The 19,935-nt window shown below is 52.8% G+C and carries 31 protein-coding genes and 1 pseudogene; 27 read left to right on the top strand and 5 right to left on the bottom strand.

All coding sequences use genetic code 11. The features are described 5' to 3' along the window. Positions 1-221: 221 nt before the first annotated feature. The 3 genes from A936_RS05455 to A936_RS05445 all read right to left on the bottom strand — a co-directional run bounded on the left by A936_RS05455 (position 222) and on the right by A936_RS05445 (position 2,769). Positions 222-1,496 carry a Y-family DNA polymerase gene (locus A936_RS05455; protein ID WP_008455415.1) on the bottom strand — a complete coding sequence of 425 codons (1,275 nt, stop codon included), beginning with the start codon at positions 1,494-1,496 and terminating at the stop codon, positions 222-224. Next, positions 1,496-1,918, bottom strand: a complete 423-nt coding sequence (umuD, locus tag A936_RS05450; RefSeq protein WP_008455414.1) for a translesion error-prone DNA polymerase V autoproteolytic subunit — start codon at positions 1,916-1,918, stop codon at positions 1,496-1,498. Before umuD ends, A936_RS05455 begins: the two co-directional genes overlap by 1 nt. A gap of 179 nt (positions 1,919-2,097) precedes the next feature. Next, positions 2,098-2,769 (bottom strand): SOS response-associated peptidase family protein, encoded by a 672-nt coding sequence (locus A936_RS05445; RefSeq protein ID WP_008455413.1) that lies wholly within the window; start codon positions 2,767-2,769, stop codon positions 2,098-2,100. A gap of 359 nt (positions 2,770-3,128) precedes the next feature. On the opposite strand from A936_RS05445, the gene A936_RS05440 reads away from it, so the two are divergent. From A936_RS05440 to A936_RS05405, 8 genes are all read left to right on the top strand, one after another. After that, complete coding sequence (locus tag A936_RS05440; protein WP_008455412.1) at positions 3,129-3,806, top strand: DNA methylase; 678 nt, start codon at positions 3,129-3,131, stop codon at positions 3,804-3,806. Continuing rightward, positions 3,806-4,027, top strand: a complete 222-nt coding sequence (locus A936_RS05435; RefSeq protein WP_008455410.1) for a YubE family protein — start codon at positions 3,806-3,808, stop codon at positions 4,025-4,027. Before A936_RS05440 ends, A936_RS05435 begins: the two co-directional genes overlap by 1 nt. Positions 4,028-4,037: 10 nt before the next feature. Next, positions 4,038-4,457 (top strand): DUF1380 family protein, encoded by a 420-nt coding sequence (locus A936_RS05430; protein WP_008455408.1) that lies wholly within the window; start codon positions 4,038-4,040, stop codon positions 4,455-4,457. A gap of 53 nt (positions 4,458-4,510) precedes the next feature. Further along, positions 4,511-5,290 carry a YubG family protein gene (locus A936_RS05425; protein WP_008455406.1) on the top strand — a complete coding sequence of 260 codons (780 nt, stop codon included), beginning with the start codon at positions 4,511-4,513 and terminating at the stop codon, positions 5,288-5,290. Positions 5,291-5,694: 404 nt separating this feature from the next. Next, positions 5,695-6,201, top strand: coding sequence for an antirestriction protein ArdA (locus tag A936_RS05420; protein ID WP_008455405.1), 507 nt, complete (start codon positions 5,695-5,697; stop codon positions 6,199-6,201). Between the two features lie 42 nt (positions 6,202-6,243). After that, entirely contained in the window at positions 6,244-6,435 is a 192-nt protein-coding gene (locus A936_RS05415) for a hypothetical protein (RefSeq protein WP_008455403.1), read from the top strand. A gap of 191 nt (positions 6,436-6,626) precedes the next feature. Continuing rightward, positions 6,627-6,881, top strand: coding sequence for a DNA polymerase III subunit theta (locus A936_RS05410; RefSeq protein WP_192810969.1), 255 nt, complete (start codon positions 6,627-6,629; stop codon positions 6,879-6,881). 34 nt (positions 6,882-6,915) lie between these two features. Continuing rightward, positions 6,916-7,233, top strand: coding sequence for a hypothetical protein (locus tag A936_RS05405; RefSeq protein WP_008455398.1), 318 nt, complete (start codon positions 6,916-6,918; stop codon positions 7,231-7,233). Positions 7,234-7,350: 117 nt separating this feature from the next. Here A936_RS05405 and A936_RS23695 read toward each other — a convergent pair. Continuing rightward, a pseudogene (locus A936_RS23695) lies at positions 7,351-7,586 on the bottom strand (hypothetical protein); the annotation flags it as partial. A 97-nt stretch (positions 7,587-7,683) separates the two neighbouring features. Here A936_RS23695 and A936_RS24055 point away from each other — a divergent pair. The 15 genes from A936_RS24055 to A936_RS05335 all read left to right on the top strand — a co-directional run bounded on the left by A936_RS24055 (position 7,684) and on the right by A936_RS05335 (position 16,821). Then, a complete protein-coding gene (locus A936_RS24055) occupies positions 7,684-7,875 on the top strand; it encodes a hypothetical protein (RefSeq protein ID WP_369719204.1) in 192 nt (63 codons plus the stop codon). A gap of 30 nt (positions 7,876-7,905) precedes the next feature. Next, positions 7,906-8,463, top strand: coding sequence for a single-stranded DNA-binding protein (gene ssb / locus A936_RS05400; protein WP_008455396.1), 558 nt, complete (start codon positions 7,906-7,908; stop codon positions 8,461-8,463). Positions 8,464-8,515: 52 nt separating this feature from the next. Next, positions 8,516-8,758 (top strand): DUF905 domain-containing protein, encoded by a 243-nt coding sequence (locus tag A936_RS05395; RefSeq protein WP_008455394.1) that lies wholly within the window; start codon positions 8,516-8,518, stop codon positions 8,756-8,758. Between the two features lie 70 nt (positions 8,759-8,828). Continuing rightward, a complete protein-coding gene (locus tag A936_RS05390) occupies positions 8,829-10,826 on the top strand; it encodes a ParB/RepB/Spo0J family partition protein (protein WP_008455391.1) in 1,998 nt (665 codons plus the stop codon). Between the two features lie 40 nt (positions 10,827-10,866). After that, positions 10,867-11,301, top strand: a complete 435-nt coding sequence (gene psiB, locus A936_RS05385; RefSeq protein ID WP_085938885.1) for a conjugation system SOS inhibitor PsiB — start codon at positions 10,867-10,869, stop codon at positions 11,299-11,301. Beyond that, positions 11,298-12,026: a plasmid SOS inhibition protein A gene (locus A936_RS05380; RefSeq protein ID WP_008455387.1), complete on the top strand. Its 729-nt coding sequence runs from the start codon at positions 11,298-11,300 to the stop codon at positions 12,024-12,026. The genes psiB and A936_RS05380 overlap by 4 nt, the downstream gene beginning before the upstream one ends. Further along, positions 12,026-12,259, top strand: coding sequence for a hypothetical protein (locus tag A936_RS05375; RefSeq protein ID WP_008455385.1), 234 nt, complete (start codon positions 12,026-12,028; stop codon positions 12,257-12,259). The genes A936_RS05380 and A936_RS05375 overlap by 1 nt, the downstream gene beginning before the upstream one ends. Beyond that, a complete protein-coding gene (locus tag A936_RS05370; RefSeq protein WP_008455383.1) occupies positions 12,256-12,561 on the top strand; it encodes a hypothetical protein in 306 nt (101 codons plus the stop codon). Before A936_RS05375 ends, A936_RS05370 begins: the two co-directional genes overlap by 4 nt. Beyond that, positions 12,554-12,775, top strand: coding sequence for a hypothetical protein (locus tag A936_RS05365; protein ID WP_008455380.1), 222 nt, complete (start codon positions 12,554-12,556; stop codon positions 12,773-12,775). Before A936_RS05370 ends, A936_RS05365 begins: the two co-directional genes overlap by 8 nt. Continuing rightward, the gene (locus A936_RS05360) at positions 12,775-13,149 is read left to right on the top strand and encodes a hypothetical protein (protein WP_008455378.1); all 375 of its coding nucleotides are present in this window, start codon (positions 12,775-12,777) and stop codon (positions 13,147-13,149) included. Before A936_RS05365 ends, A936_RS05360 begins: the two co-directional genes overlap by 1 nt. A gap of 622 nt (positions 13,150-13,771) precedes the next feature. Next, positions 13,772-14,146, top strand: coding sequence for a hypothetical protein (locus tag A936_RS05355; RefSeq protein WP_008455376.1), 375 nt, complete (start codon positions 13,772-13,774; stop codon positions 14,144-14,146). A 50-nt stretch (positions 14,147-14,196) separates the two neighbouring features. Further along, entirely contained in the window at positions 14,197-14,544 is a 348-nt protein-coding gene (locus tag A936_RS05350) for a hypothetical protein (RefSeq protein WP_008455374.1), read from the top strand. Positions 14,545-14,638: 94 nt separating this feature from the next. Next, on the top strand, positions 14,639-14,785 hold the full coding sequence (locus A936_RS05345) for a hypothetical protein (protein ID WP_001159047.1): 147 nt from the start codon (positions 14,639-14,641) through the stop codon (positions 14,783-14,785). Positions 14,786-14,833: 48 nt separating this feature from the next. After that, positions 14,834-15,667 carry an N-6 DNA methylase gene (locus A936_RS05340; RefSeq protein ID WP_008455371.1) on the top strand — a complete coding sequence of 278 codons (834 nt, stop codon included), beginning with the start codon at positions 14,834-14,836 and terminating at the stop codon, positions 15,665-15,667. Between the two features lie 623 nt (positions 15,668-16,290). Then, a complete protein-coding gene (locus tag A936_RS05335; RefSeq protein WP_008455368.1) occupies positions 16,291-16,821 on the top strand; it encodes an antirestriction protein in 531 nt (176 codons plus the stop codon). 11 nt (positions 16,822-16,832) lie between these two features. Here A936_RS05335 and A936_RS05330 read toward each other — a convergent pair whose 3' ends face one another. Then, positions 16,833-17,288 (bottom strand): transglycosylase SLT domain-containing protein, encoded by a 456-nt coding sequence (locus tag A936_RS05330; protein WP_008455366.1) that lies wholly within the window; start codon positions 17,286-17,288, stop codon positions 16,833-16,835. Positions 17,289-17,757: 469 nt separating this feature from the next. Here A936_RS05330 and traM point away from each other — a divergent pair, with 469 nt between their 5' ends. The 4 genes from traM (at position 17,758) to traA (ending at position 19,934) form a co-directional block, all read left to right on the top strand. Then, on the top strand, positions 17,758-18,144 hold the full coding sequence (gene traM, locus A936_RS05325; RefSeq protein ID WP_008455364.1) for a conjugal transfer relaxosome DNA-binding protein TraM: 387 nt from the start codon (positions 17,758-17,760) through the stop codon (positions 18,142-18,144). Positions 18,145-18,801: 657 nt separating this feature from the next. Then, positions 18,802-19,083: a hypothetical protein gene (locus A936_RS05320; RefSeq protein WP_008455362.1), complete on the top strand. Its 282-nt coding sequence runs from the start codon at positions 18,802-18,804 to the stop codon at positions 19,081-19,083. A 217-nt stretch (positions 19,084-19,300) separates the two neighbouring features. Beyond that, a complete protein-coding gene (locus A936_RS23410) occupies positions 19,301-19,468 on the top strand; it encodes a hypothetical protein (RefSeq protein ID WP_157141380.1) in 168 nt (55 codons plus the stop codon). Between the two features lie 106 nt (positions 19,469-19,574). Further along, positions 19,575-19,934, top strand: coding sequence for a type IV conjugative transfer system pilin TraA (gene traA / locus A936_RS05315; protein ID WP_008455360.1), 360 nt, complete (start codon positions 19,575-19,577; stop codon positions 19,932-19,934). Position 19,935 lies beyond the last annotated feature (1 nt).

Here is a 19,935-nt window from a genome sequence, read left to right as displayed (position 1 = left end):
AGAAAAATAGGGAAGATATACTTGAGTTAAAACTCGATGGCATAGAAGTTCATAAAATAGAGGGTGTTGATTACTCCACATCAGAAACAACAGTCACGCACTATTTAACGGAAGGCCGAACAAAAGAAGTGATTTCGCATGCGAAATCTGGCTATTTGGATGACGAATTCTGACTGGTAGATATAACCCAGATTTCGCATGCGAAATCTTTCGGTGGCAGATCATCTTATCATTGCCACCGGGAGATCATTCCAGCGCGTTGTGTACGCAGGGGAAAGCATTTCTCGTTTCATTTGCCACTCAGGAGCAATGCCTCGTCCCGCAAACCACACTTTTCCCAGTCCTGAATGGTTAATGCCGTCCACGACTTTCATCAGCTGGTTACTGTTGCTCCGGGGCTGAGTATCATCGAAGAGGTTCAGCTGCGAAACCCCGGTAGGAGTGAAATCATTAAGCATGCAACCCGCTTTTGCATATCGATGCCCATTCACCCAGATCCTATCCAGTGCTTTCACCGCTGCAGCTATAATGTCCCTGGTATCCTGCGTGGGAGTCATCAGCTTTTCACTGGCCACATTCCCGTAATACGGTTCGTTCAACGCGAACGGTGACGTTTTCACAAATACAGCAATATGCCTGCAAAACTGACGCTCGCCGCGCAGCTTCTCAGCTGCACGCTCAGCGTACTGACAAACTGCCTGGCGCATGGCTTCATACGTCGTGACACGCTCCCCAAAGGACCGGCTGCAGACAATCTGCTGTTTTGGCGGCGGCGCTTCTTCAAGCGAAATACAGCTTTCTCCGTTGAGTTCCCGGACGGTTCTCTCCAGCACAACGCTGAAATTTTTCCTGATAAATACAGGGTTCGCGCGCGCCAGCTGCAGTGCAGTTGTTATCCCCATTGTGCTCAGTTTCTTTGAGATCCTGCGGCCAACCCCCCAGATTTCGTCTACTGGCTGCAGTGACAACAGTTTCTCCGTTCGTTTTGGATTGCCAGAAGTCAGAGCAAGCACGCCACCAAACTGCCGCCATTCCTTAGACGCCCATTGTGCGCTTTTAGCCAGCGTTTTGGTCGGTCCCATTCCGACGCCGATGGTCAGCCCTGTGCCGGAACGAACGTGCTCACGCAGCTGCCGGCCGAAATCCTCGAAATCGATGCAGCTGTCTATACCGCGAATGTCCAGAAACATCTCGTCAATGCTGTATTGCTCCACGCGCGGCGCCAGCTCCTCGAGATGAGACATAACCCTGTTCGACAGCGATGCATAAAGCTCGTAATTGCTCGAGAACGTGATGACCGGCTCCGGGAATTGTGCCGTCTTCAGCTGGAACCAGGGGACGCCCATCTTAATGCCCAGCCGTTTCGCTTCGGCGCTGCGCGCGATGACGCAACCATCGTTGTTACTGAGCACCACAACGGGCCTGTTACGCAGGTCCGGACGAAACACCTTTTCACAGCTCGCATAGAAGCTGTTGACGTCAGCCAGAGCGAACATCAGTCCATACCCCGCGTCTTATGGATGAATGCCATCACCACGCCGAATATCTGCAGTTCCTCCGGGTAGAGGGTGGGGTAGGCGGGATTCATCGGCAGCAGGGCGATACGGGGCTTAAGCTGCAGGCGTTTAACGGTGAACTCGCCATCTGTTTCCGCGATGACAATATCCCCCTGCATGGGTTTTTCGGCTTTGTCGACAACCATTAAATCGCCGGAGTGCAGGCCCATATCTTTCATCGAGTCGCCAATGGCCCGGACAAAGTAGGTCGCGCTGGGGCGACGGATACAGTAGGCGTTCAGATCCAGTTCGTCTTCGGTATAGTCCGCGGCAGGTGACGGAAAACCTGCCGGACAGCGCTCTGTGAAAAGTGGTGCGGTGGACAGTGCTGGTTCAGATGCGGGAGTGACAAAAAGGATCATGGCATACCTCTTAAAATGCCTGTTTTTATATACAGTATTATTTAAGATATTTCCCGTCCTGCAAGGAGAATTTTACCGGCTCCTGCCAGGTTATTGTTCTGCCGGATAAAACAGGCTCCGGGTTATCCACAGAAACGGTGCATAACCCTGTGAGTGGATACCGGTTATCTCATCGTCTGCTATGCCAGTGGCTCTATCAGTTCCCGGCCCTGGTTCCGTGGATTGCCAACAGCCCGGCTGACGGGGTGCCATGTGAAATCTTCGGCGGAAAGACTGCCCTCACTGGCAATGTCTTCCGCCTCTTTACCGGTTGTGTTTTCGCTGAGCCATTTACGTGCAGCAGCCGGTGAGTACACGAGCGGTCGCCGATCGTGAATGTCCAGCAGCCCCTCATCCGCAGCTGCCGTGACGATCAGGAATCCTTCCTGGTCATTGCCATCCTCAAAAGGAGGTTTCCCGATGGCAGCGAGCAGGAGTGGATTTCCGTCCTTGCGGTAAATGAAAAACGGCTGTTTCACGCCGTTTTGCTGTTTCCACTCAAACCAGCCGTCAGCAAAAACAATGGCCCGTCCGTGCTCCCAGAGTGGCCTGAACATCCGGCTGCCGGCCGCAGTTTCACTTCTGGCGTTGATGAGAGCGGGCTTGTTCCACCACTCCGGCGCATAACCCCAGTGAACAGGATCAAGATGCAGCTGCGAGCGGCGTTCACTCAGCAGTAATACACGGGTTCCGGGCGCAACGTTGTAGCGGCCGACGGGCTCCGGATCATACGGGATGTCCCGCTCTGCTTCTTCTCCGAGAAAGGCCAGGTACTCCTCGCGGGAGTTGTACTGCGTAAACCGACCGCACATTATCGTTTCTCCGGTGAAGATTTCGCATGCGAAATCTGTGTTTTCTTCAGTTCAGAACATAGGCTGTATTTCAGGTTCCTGCCATCCTGTGACCGCCGTGCCGCTACTGTAGCCGGGCCGCTTCGAATGCAAGGGTTCGCTCTGCCGGTGTCCTCACCCGGTCGCAGTTAATTTCAAAGGCATTACCCGCTGTCTTCCCGTCGTTTTCCGTCTCAATTTTCGCCGTCAAACCGTTCAGCCAGCGTGGGCTTTTTCACTGCGCTGCGGCTTGCGGCACCGCCCCTGCATTCTCCGCTTTTCGCCCGGCTGTCGTATCGGCACGGCGTAACTGGCGCCGCATTTGAGAAAGGAGAACTACCATGTCCCGATTTATCCAGGGTAATTGCGTCCATATCATGTCCGGCTTTCCGGATAATGCTGTCGATTTCATTCTGACCGACCCGCCATATCTCGTCGGTTTTCGTGACCGTCAGGGGCGTACCATCGCCGGCGATAAAACCGATGAATGGCTGCAACCCGCCTGCCATGAGATGTATCGCGTCCTCAAAAAAGACGCGCTGATGGTGAGCTTCTACGGATGGAACCGCGTCGATCGCTTTATGGCTGCGTGGAAACAGGCCGGGTTCAGCGTTGTTGGTCATCTGGTTTTCCCTAAAACCTACACATCGAAGGCCGCATATGTGGGCTACCGCCACGAATGCGCCTACATCCTTGCAAAAGGCCGTCCGCCCCTGCCGCAAAACCCGTTGAATGACGTGATTGCGTGGAAATATTCAGGCAACCGGCATCACCCTACCGAAAAACCCGTAGCCAGCCTGCAACCGCTGATTGAGTCCTTCACACATCCCGGTGCGATTGTGCTCGACCCCTTTGCCGGCAGTGGCTCCACCTGTGTAGCTGCCCTCCAGGCTGGCCGTCGCTACATCGGTATCGAACTGCTGGAACAGTACCACCGGAACGGACAGCAACGTCTGGCCGCCGTCCGGCGCGCCATGCAGTACCCGGCCGCCAACGACGAGTTCCCGGAGGCCGCGTAATGAACTATGCCGGACACGAGAAACTCCGCGCAGAAGTGGCGGACGTCGCTAACAACATGTGTGACCTGCGGGCGACGCTGAACGGGATGGAGCACCGCTATCGCTTTGACTCCGATGTGCTGGCCGAACGCCTGGCCCGTCAGACCCTTTTTCGCATCAATGCCCTGTTTATGGCGGCATACAACGAAATTCTTGAGCTGGATGCCTGCTTTAAGGACTAAGGAGAAAAACATGTACGGAACCTGTGAAACCCTCTGCCGGTTGTTGCGTGAACAGTATCCCGCAGAAACCCCGCTGAACCTCATTGTCTGGTCCCCGGCGGATATCGAAGCGCTGGCCGACGGAATGGAATATGCCGTTTCGGAGCAGGACACAAGGGCGGTACTGGCGCGTATGGACGCCATTCCGGAGGAACAACGGCTTGAGTCGGGCGTGTCTGCCGGTGCGGTGATGGATCTGATTGAACAGGTGAAAGAGGCCGTTCCGGCGGTGATGGTGCCGGCGGATCTGCTTGAAACCCTGCTGATAACCGCTGAACAGGCGTTGTGGCACAGGGAGTGGTCCGCCCGGGATGAGAACCATCCGGTGCCGGAAAGCGTAACCCGTCGCCTGGCTGATGCGGCGAAAGTTCGCGCCTTACTGAAAAAATGAAATCAACACGCCGCCCGGGCGGCGTGTACTGAACCCGTTCAGAGGAACCCATTATGCAGGAAATCACCACGTTAACCGCCCTTGTCATGCGCCGTGCGCGCGATTTGATTGCTGATTATGGATGGCCTGACCATACCGATGTTGATCAGCGTGATCCGGTCAATAAACCGGGATGGATAAGCATTTATGTCCGTCTGGATGCGGCAAATATTGCTCATCTGCTTCCTTTGCTTTGTACCGGTGACGTACCCGCAGAGCTGCAAAGTGCCATGACAAAAATAGCCGGGACGCCAGCGCAGATTATTTTATCCGGCAGCCGCTATGCCGACGCGCCGCAGTTTCCGGAGGACGGAACACAGATAGCTTTCCCCTGGGCCGGGGAATGGCTGACGGAGCCGGAGATTCAGGCTGTAACGGATTGCCTGTCCCGCGCCGTGCGGGATGTCTCCCGGCAGGTATGGGAGGATGCGCGCCGGATAAAGGCGGCGCTGACCACGCGCGGGGAAACGCTGTTTTATCGCCAGACCCGAAACTTCCGTCTGGTTGTGAAGGAAAATGATATGCCCTGCTGGCTGGACGATGATGACAATTTGCCGGTGGTGCTCGATGCCATCCTGAACAAAGGGGCACGCTACAGCAGCGTCGAGTTCTTTGTTATCAGCGACAAAGTGGATCAAATCCTGGCATGTGGCCAGATGTGCGATGTGCTGCGTATTCCGGGCGAGCCTCCGCGCCGGTGGATGGATTTAACCCTGTTACATGAGGTCATGGCAGAAGCGCGTGCAGAAATCAGTCTTGTCCGCAATGCCCTGTCAGCAATCCGGCCAGTGTAGCGAACAGCAGGGGGCGGCGGCCCCCTGAATCTACCACGAAGGATAAGGATGTCGCCGGCTCCGCTTTTACGGCTCTTCCTCCACGTTGTTCCGGCTTCGCGGTGAGTAACGTCCCGTGCGGCCTGCGGCAAACGCCGTGCCTCTACTATAGCCGGGCCGCGGCTGATGCAAGGGAAGCGTAAACGCCGTCACCTTCACCCGGTCGCAGTTTATTTCATACGTTATCCGCCGTCTTCCCGTCGTTTTCCGGCTCATTTTTCGCCGTCAAACCGTCCAGCCTGCTCCTGCTTTTTTACTGCGCTGCGGCTTCGGTGACGCCCTTGCATCCTCCGCTTTCCGCCCGGCTGTCGTGTCGGCACGGCGTAAGCCGGAACTCAGACGACATCGACTATGGAGGATTTTTTATGAGCACTACGACCACCACACCGGCTGTTTACGTGGGTACGTATCACAAATACAACTGCGGCAGCATTTTCGGCAAATGGTTTGATCTGACGGAGTTTGACGGCAGGGAGGATTTTTACGAGGCCTGTCAGGCACTGCATGCCGATGAATGGGATGCCGAGTTTATGTTCCAGGACTGGGAAGGCATTCCGTCGCAGTTCGTCTCTGAATGCTCCATTGACTGGGATTTTATCGCCGCTTACAAATGCGCCGAAGAAGAGGGCAGGGAAGCCGCTTTTATCGCCTGGGCGGAGTATACCGGCGAATGTGACTATGACGCGTTTGATGATGCGTACCGCGGCGAGGCGGAAAGCGAGGAAGACTATGCGCGGGAGATGGTGGAGGACAACGGCCTGTTAAATGAGGTGCCGGAGCCGTTGCGCAGCTATTTCGATTTTGAAGCCTGGGCGCGTGACCTGTTCAGCAGCGGCTATGTGTTCCATGACGGCTATGTCTTCAGCAACTGATTAATGTCCGGCGGGGAAACCCGCCTGTCAGGGAGAAAACGTATGAAACTTGCACCGGAAACCCGCGAGATCCTGCGACAGTACAAAGCGCTTATTAATGCCCGCCGCCGTGAGAATGGGCAGTCGGCGCTTCGGACTGAACAGGTGATCGACGAAATATGTTACTACATGACCTGTCAGAGCGCTGTTTACCTTTGCGGCCAGTTTATACGACAGGACGGATACGGCCAGTAAACATGATGGCAGGCGTCCGGCCGGAGGGCGCCTGTCAGCCCGCGCGAAAACCCGGGCAGGCTGCGCCTGCCGGAGAGAAACTTCGCCGCGCCTCCGGCGCCGCGCACTCTCCTCTCCATTGTCAGTCGCTGTTGCCCGGGAATGTGCGTATTATCAGGGATATCTTCCTGTAAAGCAGACCGGTGATGCATATGTCGAAGTGGAATATCGCCTCTTTCTCAAAAGAAGATCAGGATAAGGTCTCGGTCGATAAAGCCGCCGCTGCCGTTGCCTGGCAGGAAAGGATGAACAAGCCTGTGGTGCCTGAGCTTGTTGAACGGGAACAGCCTGAACATCTTCGCCCGTATTTCCTTGAACGGCTTGAAGTTCATCGGCAGAACAGTCAGCAGCTGCCGCGCGCAAATGCGCCCGAATATAATAAACCCGGAGATGAGCAGCAGAAGTGATTCTTATCGTCAGTTTGCCCAGGGAGGAAATTCTATGCGTATGTCTCTGATGTTTGCAGCCGTGACTCTTTTTACCGGTATTAACCTGTTTTTTATTCCGTTTCAGCCTGTACCGGCTCTGTGGGGAGCTGGCCTGTCCATTGCTTTTATCCTGATGAATGTCGTGGCGGATAAACTGCGTCTCTGGAGTGGCGTTGCATGGATTATCGTTGCCGGCATCATCATAACGTTGATGCTGAAGGGGAAGGAGCCGGGTGACGAATTAAGAGTGCTGATCACCGTTTTTGCTTTTCTTGCATCGGCCTGGTACAGCATTGTGCAGTACAGAAAAGAAAAGCATTTTCGCTCCTGATGCTCCCGGCTGGCATCACGCCGGATAATTGTCAGCCATCTCTTAAGCCGCATGTAATCCATTCTTATCCTCCCGTTTTCTGTTTTCTGCCCGTTCCCGTTTTTACTGCGGGCGTCCGGGCGGGCTGTCGTGAACGGAGCCGGTAAACCGTCTCCGCCCTTCGGGCTTCCATCCCATGACGCAACACCAGGGCTTGCAGCCTCCGTTCCGGATGCGCCGCCCCTTTTACGCGCCGTATCCTGCGCTTTCTGCACCCCGGCAAACTGACGCCGGGCTGTAAGGCGCAACGTCGTTTCGCTGCCGCTTCTCCGACGTTGCGGCGGGTCCCTGCTCATTGTCGCACCTGGTGACATTCATCCGTTTAAGTCCCTTTCGCCGGGGCTGATACCGCCACAACCCGCCTGGCTGTCCAGGGACGGCGAAGCCTTTCGCGATAAATTTTTTCCGGCCATTCCGCACGCTTCATTAGACCGTAAAAAATTGACCGCTCACCCCGGACACCTGCACCGGGCCGTGGCCGTTTACGCCCTCGCGGCGAAGGTTCTCAAACGGATGAAGGAAGTTACCCGGGGGAACAAAACAGCAGGTTCCCGCAAACGTCAAAACCGCGGCTCCCGAAACTCAACGGATGACGGGTTTTAAAAGCAAAACAACAGATTAAGGAGATTCATCATGACAGTACGTGGCATCAACAAAGTCATCATCGTGGGTAATCTGGGACAGGACCCGGAAGTCCGTTATATGCCCAATGGCGGCGCGGTAGCCAGTCTCAGCCTCGCTACCTCTGAGTCCTGGCGCGATAAGCAGACCGGGGAGATGCGTGAAAACACAGAGTGGCATCGCGTGGTGCTGTTCGGCAAGCTCGCGGAAATCGCCAGCGAGTATCTGCGCAAGGGTGCTCAGGTGTACATCGAAGGCCAGTTACGTACCCGAAACTGGCAGGACGACAGCGGCGTAACGCGCTATGTCACTGAAATCGTCGTCGGACAGAACGGCACCATGCAGATGCTGGGCGGTCGTCGTGACGGCGGTCAGCCCCAGAGCACTGCTCCGCAGCAGCCCGCACAACCGCAGAATCCTGCCGCTCCGGCACAACCTGCTGAAGCCCCGGCTAAATCCCCGAAACAGAAGGGTGGCAGAAAACCCCGTCAGAGTACCGCGCCGTCTCAGCAGGTGCCGCAGCCGTTACCGGACGATTATCTGCCGATGGATGATGATGCCCCGTTTTGACCAGCATGATGAAAACGCCCCGCAACCTGCGGGGCAGGGAAAGGAGAGAGACATGACCAACAACGTTATACCGCCCCTTCAGTCACTGCCTGATGGCACATTCACCCGCGAACAGGCTGAAGCGGTCGCAGCGCAGTATCGGAATGTCGCGATTGAAGACGATCAGGGAACGCACTTTCGCCTGGTGGTTCGTAAGAACGGCGAAATGATCTGGCGGGTATGGAATTTTGAGCCGGGTGGTGAGTACCTGATGAACCGTTATATCCGGGACTATGGCATCCGTAAACAGCAGTAAAAAGGTGCCCTGCCGGAGCTGTCACTCCGCAGGGCCGGACAGTAATCAATATCTGTGAGGAGTATCAACTATGTCAGTAACCGAGTCTAAAGCAAAAACCCCCGCGAAAACCAGCAAAAAAGCAGTTAAACCTGCCGAAGCCGCAGCCCTTAAGGCGGCGCTTGAGGCCGCTCAGATTGAAATGGTGCCGCTGTCGGCGCTCGTCAAATCCCCGCTGAACGTCCGTATTATTCCGTACCCGGTTGAGAGTGTCAGGGAAATGGCAGACTCCATTCTCGCGGTCGGCCTGATCCAGAATCTGGTGGTTCACTCGCTGCCTGATGGCCTGTCAGGCGTTGCAGCGGGCGGTCGTCGTCTTGCTGCCCTGCAACTGTTGGTCAGTGAACAGCGCATCGATGCCGGGTATCTCGTTGTCGTCAAGCGCGTCAGCGACGACCTGGCTGTGGTCGCCTCAATGGTGGAGAACAACCAGAGGGCGGCGATGCATCCGGCAGAACAAATCAGCGGGTTCCGCACGTTGTCTGAGCAGGGTAAGACCCCGGCGCAGATTGGTGACCAGCTGGGGTACAGCTCCCGTCACGTCCAGCGCATGCTGAAGCTGGCGAATCTCGCCCCGGAACTTCTCGCCCTACTGGCTGAGAACAAGCTCGACGTGGAGCAGTGTCAGGCGCTGAGTCTGGAGAACGATCCTGTGCGTCAGGTGGAGATTTACCAGCGTGTGAAGGCGCAGCACAGCTATGCCCCCGCGCACATGCTTAAACGCGCTATCACTGATACCGAAATCGGTGTGAACCACTCCCGCTTCGTGTTTATCGGGCGTGAGATGTATGAGTCTGCAGGTGGCGTGGTGCGTGAGGATTTGTTCAGCGCCCAGGAAGGGGACGGTACGGCAGACGGTGTGCTGGTCGAGCGACTGGTGCAGGAGAAGCTGGAGTCCGCCGCACTGGCAATCGAACTGCAGGAGGGGTGGTCATGGTCACTGGCCCGGGAGGGAGCGGTCAGAAACTACGGTGACGACCGCGAACATTATCTGCTGTTACCAGAGCCGGAAGCACAGTACACCACCGACGAGCAGCAGCGTCTCGATGAACTGTACGCCACTCAGGAGGCCACTGAAACGTTTGAAGATGAAGCCGCGATTCAGGTGCTGATTGACGAAATTGAAAATGCAGCATCGATCCGGGCGTGGACACCGGAGCAGAAATCAACCTGTGGCGTGGTGGTCAGCCTGTATGACGGTGAGCTTTGTGTCCAGCGAGGGGTGCAGAAGAAGCCTCAGAACGAGGCGAAAGAAGGGCAGGGAGAGAATGGCAGTAGCGGCTCCCTCCATGTGGTCAGCAGCAAGCCGGATGTGACGGAGGGTATCAGCGCCCCGCTGCTCAAAAAGATGTCTTCAGAAAGAACGCTGGCAGTACAGGCCGCTCTGGTACAGCAGCCCGAAAAAGCGGTGGCCCTGATGGTATGGCGGCTGTGCAGTTGTGTTTTCGATTACTGCAATACCACCCGTCATCCGTTCGTGATGCGTCTTGAGGTGCACCACAGTGGGCTTACCAGCGAAGCGCCGACCGGAAAGAGTGGTCAGGCATGGCTGAGTCTGATGCAGGAGAAAGCCCGTCTGGAAGCGCTGTTGCCGGATGGCTGGAAGAAGGATTTCACCACCTTCTTTACGCTCGACGGACAGACTTTGATGAGTCTGATGGTGTTCTGCACGGCCTGTTCGGTGGACGGGGTGCAGACCCGGACAATGGGGCATACCACACAGAGCGACCTCGATGGCGTGGAAACGGCGCTCGGGTTCCACCTTCGCGACTGGTGGCAGCCAACTGCAGAAAACTTCCTCGGTCTGCTCAGTAAGAACCAGATTGTGGGGGCGCTGAAAGAGGCCGGACTGTCAGGCGCTGCATCAGATGCCGGGAACATGAAGAAGGGAGATGCCGCTAGCCATGCTGAACAATGGCTCTCCGGAACGCGCTGGGTTCCTGCCTGGATGCGGTCAGCTGATGCGCAACCTGACGTCGCTGAGGGTGAGGCGACAGACTCTGATGACAATACGGCACACGCAGCCTGAAAACGGAAACGCCGCCCCGAGGGGCGGCGATAAGGAGACCATTATGCGAAACATTATTACTCCCGACGTACTGAAAACCATGATCCCCCAGGAATTCGAAGACTGGCGCGAAGCGGGTGAAGATTTGCGCCGGGAACTGACACATGCGGTGATGCGCGATTTGACCTGCCCGGTTGACTGGGACATGAACGGAGAGTACCGCAGCGAGTTCGGTGGATTTTTCCCAGTACAGGTTCGCTTCACGCCGTCACACGGCAACTTCCATATCGCCGTATGCAGTCCCGGCGACATCACCCCGTCATGGATGGTGGTGTTCATTCCTTCCAGCGGTCGTCCGTTTTCTGTTATCAGCACCCTGCCTGCATATTCGCCGGAGGTTATTTCTCACACACTCAGTCTGACAGCGCGCCTCGATGCCGATGGCTACAGTCAGGCCAGCATTATCAGTGTTCTGGCGATGGAGGGCGCACAATGATCCCGGCGAATTTGTCACTGGTCCCCCTGAGTCATGAACGTCGTGCTGCAATGGAGGCCATCGCAGAGGTGGAGAAGAAATATGAGCGTGGCGTTCATATCGCTGAGTTTGCCTACGCCCATGCCTTCTTCCGCATCCTGAACGGCAGCAAACGTGTCACCGTTAAAGATATCGGCTGGTTTTCTCCGGGGCTGACAGCACAGGACCTGCGGGGGAAAAAGCAGGACTGGCTGGCGGCGATTGATCGGCTGATTGAGAGCCGTGGCGCATGTTGCTGGTTACCCCTGTCGGTGTCGGACGGCTGGCGACTGTTCCCGGAAACGAAGTTTCAGACGTCGGAACGTCGTCGCAGGCAAAGTGAACTGAGCGCCGAAAAATACACCCGCCAGCGCCGGAAAGAGGCGTGCCAGCGCGAAACCGCGTATCAGGCGCTGGCGGGACAGGCGGAAATAGAGCTTGCTTTTCATACCCCGCAAACAGTCAGCAGCTGGAGCGCTCGCTGGTCGGGTACTGAACTGCGCCAGTATGACCTGGAGGATATGTTCTGGCGCTGGAGCGAGCGTTTCCCGTCACTTGAGCCAATGGAGCGCTGGATGATGGCGAACCAGCCTTTCTGGAGTGTGATGGTCGAATCTGATGCCCTCGCAAAAGAAAGCCCGGAATCTGTCCGGCAACTGGAGCGCTGGATGGTACCCAACAAGCTGATGCATCAGGAGGCAAGCTGATGAGAAACAATCCCTGCAAAACGGAGCTTAAGGTTGCCCGAAGCCAGCGTAACCGGCTGCGTACCATTGAGAAAAAACTGACTGATATGTCCAGTGAGTGGGACGGACTCAGCGGCTGGCTGGAGACAGAAAGCGACCGGCTGGCCAGAGAAGTCGGTCAGCATCTGCAGGCACTGGAAGAACAACTTCAGGAATGGGCTGACGGGAGTGGCTACCGGGAGGATGACGAATGATTATTGACGAAAAAAGACTATTTTTCATGGCATTGCTTAAGGGAAGTGTTCGTCTGGTTGCCATATTAGCCTTGCTGATAGTGATAATCACGCCAATAGGTATGGTTTATGAATATTTTGATTTTTATCCACAAATTTTGAATGAATTTGAATATCATGATTATCCGGAAAACTATTTCATACGATGCTTCCTGACTGGATTCATGAGCCTGCCTTTATTAATAGGCATCTGTATTGCAACGTTTGTGTTTTTTCATCTCCTCGGTTTTATAGTTTTACTGCTCGGAGGCTACTATGACTAAAAAAAATGAGGTGGTTGAACTACTGGAGCATGAGCTTCGCTGGTATTACCGGGCACCGGTAATGATTGCTGTTGCAGGCATCATTTTAGCCATTATTGCACTGATTAAAGGTGACCATTTTTACCTTATCACGGGCGGAATTATCTTCCTGGCTGGTCTGGGAGTGCAGTGGATTCTGGGATTCAACCATTTCATATGGATGCGGAAAAAATAATGAGATACTGGATACTGGTTGTTCTGCTAAACGGTTTGTTTGCGCTGGTCATGCACTTTGCTGCGCCGGAAATGTTCGGAAGTACTGAGTATTATGTCGGCGCAGGGATCTGTGCTCTGATAGCGATGGTTATCACCTGGCGTGATCCCCCTGGTATGCTGGACAACGTGCTCTTGTTTCTCCTTAAGTGGGGAATTGTGGCTTCTGGACTGGCGTTTTTTATCTGGGGTATCGGATACAAGCTGGAATTCTGGGGGGAGCATAACCCCGATGTAGTCTTCAGCAGCGCGTTCGACACCATCTTGCCGAATCTGGCGGTGCTGAGCGGTGTTCTGATTCTGGTCAGTGGCTGGGTGTACTGGAGGCGAAGGTAACAAAGAATACGCCAGCGTGAGGGCAGGAAAGTAAAAAGAGCGGTTATGCCTGCGGTATAGCGGCTCTTTTTTATGCCCCTTATGCTTTGTAATACCCTGCTGTGGATTTTCTCTGAAGAACGGACGCTGCGAATTGTTGTGGCTGTTTTCTGTATCCTTTTCAAACTTACCAGCTGTCAGGCGACTTCCCTGACGGGAACCGGGGCTGTCGTAAACGGAGCCGGTAAACCGTCTCCGCCCTGACGGGCTTCCATCCCACTGTCGCAACGTCAACACCGGCTCGCAGTGACCGTTCCGGTCACGCCGCTTTCACCATGCCGGCGATAAAGCCGCCGGCACTCAGGTGACGCCACGTCGTTCCGCCGTGTCGGGTGTGTTCATCCTCTTCTCATACCTCTGGTGAGCCATCTCGCGTCCGTTCCCGGGCGGAGGGCTGGTCGTAGCACCGTCGCGTCGTCATCCAAGGGGTGAAATGAACTCCGCCAAAAACTTTTTGCGAAGGGATGCAAAAACTTTTTGTCTCCGCCCCTTTCCTTCCTCCTTGCGACGTTGCTCCTTTGCCCTTTGCCGCCAGGGAACTCACCGAGAGATGGATTAACCACCAGACAAGAGGAAAAGCAGGATGAACACACAGAACGTCAACGTCAAAACCGCCACCAAAGAATCTTCCGAAAGATGGGTGAAAAACACGGCCCTGCGGACTGATGGCTTTGTACGCAATATCCACGCCCGTAATCGGTTCGATGTTATCCGCGCGGACGTGGTGCTGGCGCGTATTGAGAAAGAGGCGGGGCGGTGCTGCGGGATGCATTACGAACTGTATCAGGCGCGAGTGCTGGGCGATGCGCTGGATTATCTGGGCGTCCTTCCACTGAAAGATCGCCCGGCATTGATGGGCGCGGCAGCAAAACGCGGCTACATCCTGACACTTGCAGAAGAAGAGCACGCGCTGGAAGCGAAAGATGCGCTGATGAGTGAACTGGCAGCAAACGAATAAATACGTGTGGCGGCGCGTTGCTGCCACTTCACAATCAGAAGGAGAAACACATGCACTTACACCTCAAAGAATCCTCGGCCCTTCCGGGAATGCAGGCCACCGCTGAGGCCGAGCGGGCGTACTGGCTGAGCCGTGAGAAAGCAGCGGTGAGAGTCCCCACTGAAATCGACGTACACGCATTCCATGATGCGCTGGGGCTGATGTACCCGATGAACTGGCGAAGCAGCGAAAATGGTGAGTGTGAAACCTTCATGCTGGCAGAAATGATCTGCGGCAACGTGACCGAAATTTATGCACGGATCGGTATCCGTTATTACCGGATGCGTGACTACAGCAACCTTGACCACGCGGAAATTCTGGCCCGCGTTAAGGAGGTATCAGACAAGAGCCAGAAATGAAAAAAGCAGGCATAAGCCTGCTCATTCCACGCCGGATGACACACCCGCAAAAGTTTGCATCCGGCATTCGCAAAACCAACATGGAGATTAAACCATGCAATTTGACCCGCAAATCGTCGCACAGGCGAACGCGTTTGTAAATGCCCTGCGCAGTGGTAAACGCGCCCGTGTTCCGGCCTTAAAGCTGAAATACTGGCAGCAGTTTATGACCGTTGTCTACGCTGGCCTCGGCCTCGCGTGATGTGAAACCTGCCGCCCCCTGTGGGGCGGCATTACCGGAGATACTTTCATGTCACAACTGAGCTTTGCCGATGTCTTCAATATGGCCAGAGAGAGCGCTGGCAGTAAAATTAATACCCAGGACACGCAGCCGGGTAGCGAATCATATCCCTCTGTTCAGCGGCTGATGAGTGCGCAGTACAGCCGCAGCCGCTTTATCAGCGTGTTTAGGTCCACAGGCCGCCAGCTGGGGCGCTGGGAAGTGTTCAGTGATTTTCTGTCACTCGCCGCCAGTGAACTGGATATGGTGCGGATAAGAACGCCGGAGAGCATGGCGCACTGTCGGAAAATCTGTGCGCGATATGAGGCTTCAGACATTGCGAACATGCAGGAGATGTTCTGCCTGATGGTGTGCGCACTGGAAGCTAAATTCCATGACTTCCTCGGCGCGATCTTCATGGAGCTTGAACTCGGCGATAACTTTCGCGGGCAGTATTTTACGCCGTATTCGGTCCAGTGCCTGATGGCCCGGATGCTGATGCCGGGTGCCAGGGACACTATCCGCCGGGAAGGCATTGCCACCGTCAGCGATCCGGCCTGCGGGGCTGCCGGGATGCTGATTGCTTATGCGGAGTGTCTGCTTGATGCGGATATCAACCCTTCCATGCACATGTTCGGCAGCTGCATCGATATCGATCCTGTGGCGGCAGATATGGCTTTCATCCAGTTGTCACTGCTGGGGATTGCCGCCGAAGTCGTAACCGGGAATACGCTCACAATGCAGTTTAACCGGGTACGGTATACGCCAGTGTATTACCTCAACGACTTTGAAAAACGTCTGGCAGACCTGAACCGATACCGTGCGATGCGGGACTTTATGCGCAGAATACCGGAGGCCGCGTAAATAACCAGAAGGGCAGGGGATAACCTGCCCGACTGCGGAAAAAAGGCCGCGCACCTGCGGTGCTGACTAATACCAGCTGCGCTACGCGCCGCCCGTATTAGTCCGTCGCGGGTTTCTCTCTTCAGTATTATTTATTTGTCACTGTTATATTTCATCCGGCATCCTGCTGTTTATCTTCATCAGTATTTATCTTTTGTAAATAATAAAATATATAACGGCCCGGGCGTCGTCCCTGGCGGGACACGGCTGTCGTGAACAGAGCCAGCTTCGCTGTCTCTGCCCTGTCGGGCTTCCATCCTGACGCAATTCAAATTCACGCTTGCTGCATCCTGAAAGGATGCGCCGCTTTAACCGTGGCGGTAATAAATTTCCGCCACTTTAATGGCCGGAACGGTAATTCGTCTTGCGCCGATTTTCCGTTCCGGGTTGTGTGCATTCTCCCTATGTATATCTCCCGATTTCATCAATTCGCGGAGGGCTGCTTTTAGCATCAGTCAGGAAGGAAATAAAGGGGTATATAAACGCTGCGCGCCCCTTTATTTCCTTCCTGCCAGCTGCTCATTGCCCTTCGCCGCTCAGTGATGAAGTCGAACGATGTAATAACCAATAAGGAGAAAACCAGAATGCACACAATTAACGTCAAAACCGCCACTCGTGAATCAGCCGAACAATTTAAAACAGATAAGTTTCAGCGCTATTGTGTAACAGATGGTGATGAACGACTTGATTTTATTCCTGCACTATTTTTTACACCGTCAGCTGACAACATGATCGCCAGCTGGTTACGCCAGCATTCAGATTACGATGGTGGCTTCTGGAGTTACTGGATTATTCCGCAGGGTGTCGGCGGTAATGTGGCTCCAAACAGGATTATCTTCACTACCACACAAACGGGATATATTGCCCCTGAAGGTGAACAACGCTATAACATGTGCATTCCTGGTAATTATTTTGAATCAGAGATCAGTGCCGACGCTGCCGGAATTATTGCGACACTAATGATAATGAACTGGTTATCATGGCAGGTAGCTGATATGGGGCCTGAATACGCCAGAGTCTGCAAACATCTTGTCGCTCGCCAGGATGCCCTGAAGGATTATGTCAGCCTTATTCAACATCCAGAGAGGGAATTAATATTTCGCGCGATTGATTGATAGTAAATGCGTCACTCTGGTGGCGCATTTTTCTTGATGCCAATATAAATTGCCTGAATTTCTTGCGCGTACTTCTGGCGTTTCCTTTCCTGTGCCTCCGTTTCACGAAAGCCAGCGTTATAAGCGCCGACTGCCCGCCAGGAGTATCCCCAACGTTTAAATGCAATTGCGAGATAGTAGGCTCCAGTATAGACATTCATGCAGGGATCTCTGTAAAGATTACCAGGCGTGATACCATACTGAGCCAGATGTGAAAAATTCTGCGAGTGAATTTGCATCATTCCGACGGCGTAACTTTCATTGCTGACAACATTCATTGCATCAGGCCGCCATGATGACTCTCTGAAAGAGATTGCCCGTAATAAATCAGGTTCAATATGGTAATCCCTTCCCGCCATTTCAAAACAGTCCTGAGCAATGGCTGAAGAGGTCAGCGCGAGTAATCCAACAAGCAGAACGTTCTTCATCTGCAAAATTCCATTGTTATCTTTCCCTGTGCCAGAGTGCCATTTTTTAATAAAAACGGCAATGCCCGTTAATACTGAATCCTGCCCGGCCCGCTAATTTTTATATGCCTGCTCCTTAACATCAAAGTCCCACACACCTCGCAAGATTTCATCTTGCATGATAAGCCTTTAAAAACATGCGGTTAGATTTATTTTTATGCCGTATTTTAGAAAAAGGGTTGTGATATAGAGTATAACTATACTCTTATGACACTCTAATTAGAGTGTCGGGTATACTCTTATTAGAGTATTTCAATAAATTCAGTTTGTTAGATAGAGTGTACTCGCGAGTGTACTCGTCTTTAACAACCTTCCATACTCGCATCTATACTCTGCTTTTTTTAATGGTATACTCGCCTTATACTATGGATAAAAGTATTCAGGTAATATTTCTAATTAATCATGATTATTGGTTTAAGAAGGATCAACGATGCCACGTATACAAACTTTTGTCAGCAATCAGGTTCGTGAAGAAATTGAATCTCTGGTTACAGAAAGGAGGCAGGAAGGTGCAACGGAACATGATGCCACGGTATCGTCTGTTACTTCAATGCTTATAGAGCTGGGGCTCAGAGTATACCGGATTCAGAGAGAAAAAAAGGAAGGGGGCTTTAACCAGATGGAGTATAACAAGATCATGCTGGATAACATGGCCAGAGTCCGGGCAATGTGTTCAGAGATAATGAAGATGGGCGCGCTAAGTCATGAAGTTATAAGCAACGGTAACTTTGATAATGAAGTCATCAAAAGATCCATAGCAAAATTTGCAGAAGACCAGGTAAGTATTTTCTTTCCTGAAGAAGAAGAAACGGACTAAGCCTACAGTTTATTTATCTGGCCTCCTGCCCATATCCTTTTACAGGAGGCTTTGCGGAGTACTGTATTTCTTAGTTAGTCAGGTTGAAATGTTGCACGCTGAAATAACTGTCTGAGTATTATCATTCATGGGGCTGAGTCCGAATGGATAGCAGCTTTGATCAGAGAAGCCCGGTGTCTCTGAAATTATCTCTTCTCATGTTGCTAGTTTAGATAACTAGGTATCTTCAAGTAATGATCGTTTTCTGGTGATCATATTCAATTTTCAGTATGAAAAGAGCTATCAGACTATTAGCCTTTATCTGACGCATCTTGCTGTCAGTTTTCTTTCGTGGGAAAGTTCTTATAAATTACCAGGAAGCATCTCATCTTTCTTTCTATTCCTTCCCGAACTACTCACGCTATTTCTTTATCTGATTTTGCTTTGCATTCTAATTTTACGCTATTTTTTGTGAGCTTAATCATAAATTAATGCGTAACTTTGGTATTTATTGAGCGCTGATCTGTGATGTTGTATATTCGATTTAAGGTAAATCAATTATTCCCAGGGAGAAGAATGCGTTAATTTAATTGATTTGCTTTTGTCGCGATGGCAGGGGTTGGCCCCCCCTGTCACCGCTGGCCACAATAACCCAAGCACTTTTAACAGGAGGTTACGATGGTTATCATCGATCCTATCCGTATGGAAATTTTACGCAAGATCTTTCCTGAAATTAATGATGTCAAAATTGAAGTATTTACTCTTTTTGCCTTTGGAATGGCTATTAGAGAAATTTCTGATTACAGACATACGACTACACAGGCAGTCTATAAGACCCTTAAGGAATTGTGTGAACAATATAGCTCACCCTCCAATGAGGCCCTTAAGACTTTGTACATTACGCGACTTGCTCTGCACTCCTTCCTTGAACTCAGAATAGAACTTCAGCCAGAGGAGTAACTCGCCTATTTTCGGGAAAAACGTGATGTGATCTACATCACGTTTTTCCTGTTGATTTAGATCAAAATGCGGTTGTCAGACTTTTCTTTTTTTTGTCCTTTTTATTTTTAAATCAAGATGTTGAAGGTATCAAAAATAGTTTCATTTCCAATTGGACAGCCCCTATTTTTTCACGTCATCATATACGTAGTTTTTATGACTTAGCGGAGCATTGGAAATGATTCAAGATATCCCCCTGAAACCACGTCCAGCAGGGAAATTTATCCGACTTTATCTGGATGGTGTTGTTTATGAGGAGCTAAGAAAGAAAGCCAAAAAAAATGCCAAGCCAGTACAAAAGACAGCAATTCTTATTATTGAGGAGGCATTAGGGTTGAAGGAGTGACTCCGGTACAGAATCATTTTTTTGTGGTTAATGGTTCTGTGCCGGATTGACTTAGCCCGTCAATACCGCTCTGGGTTGTTTTGTAAATAATATAAATGGAGTTTCTATGAATTTATCCTTATCAAAAGGCGGCCTCCCCGCGTCTGTACAAAACCGTGCATGGCAGTACTGCCAGATGGCATGGCGTGGTGTGACCAGTAAAAAAGCGCTGTCCCGTCTGGCTGCACTGTCTCCGCTGCTGTTACTCGGTGTGGGACAGATGGCCAATGCAACCGACCTGCTGGCCGGAGGCAAGGATGATGTGAAAGCCACCTTCGGGGCCGACTCATTCGTCATGATGTGTATCATCATCGCCGAATTGATTGTCGGTGTTGCGATGTATATCCGCACCAAGAACCTGCTGATCCTGCTGGGACTGGTTGTGGTTATCGTCTTCACCACCGTCGGCCTTACCTTCATCAACTGAT

Source organism: Enterobacter sp. Ag1 (assembly GCA_000277545.1).
In the GTDB taxonomy this organism is placed as follows: Bacteria; Pseudomonadota; Gammaproteobacteria; order Enterobacterales; family Enterobacteriaceae; genus Cedecea.
The sequence above is the reverse complement of the archived record's forward strand: the minus strand, read 5'-3'. Positions and strand labels throughout refer to the sequence as shown.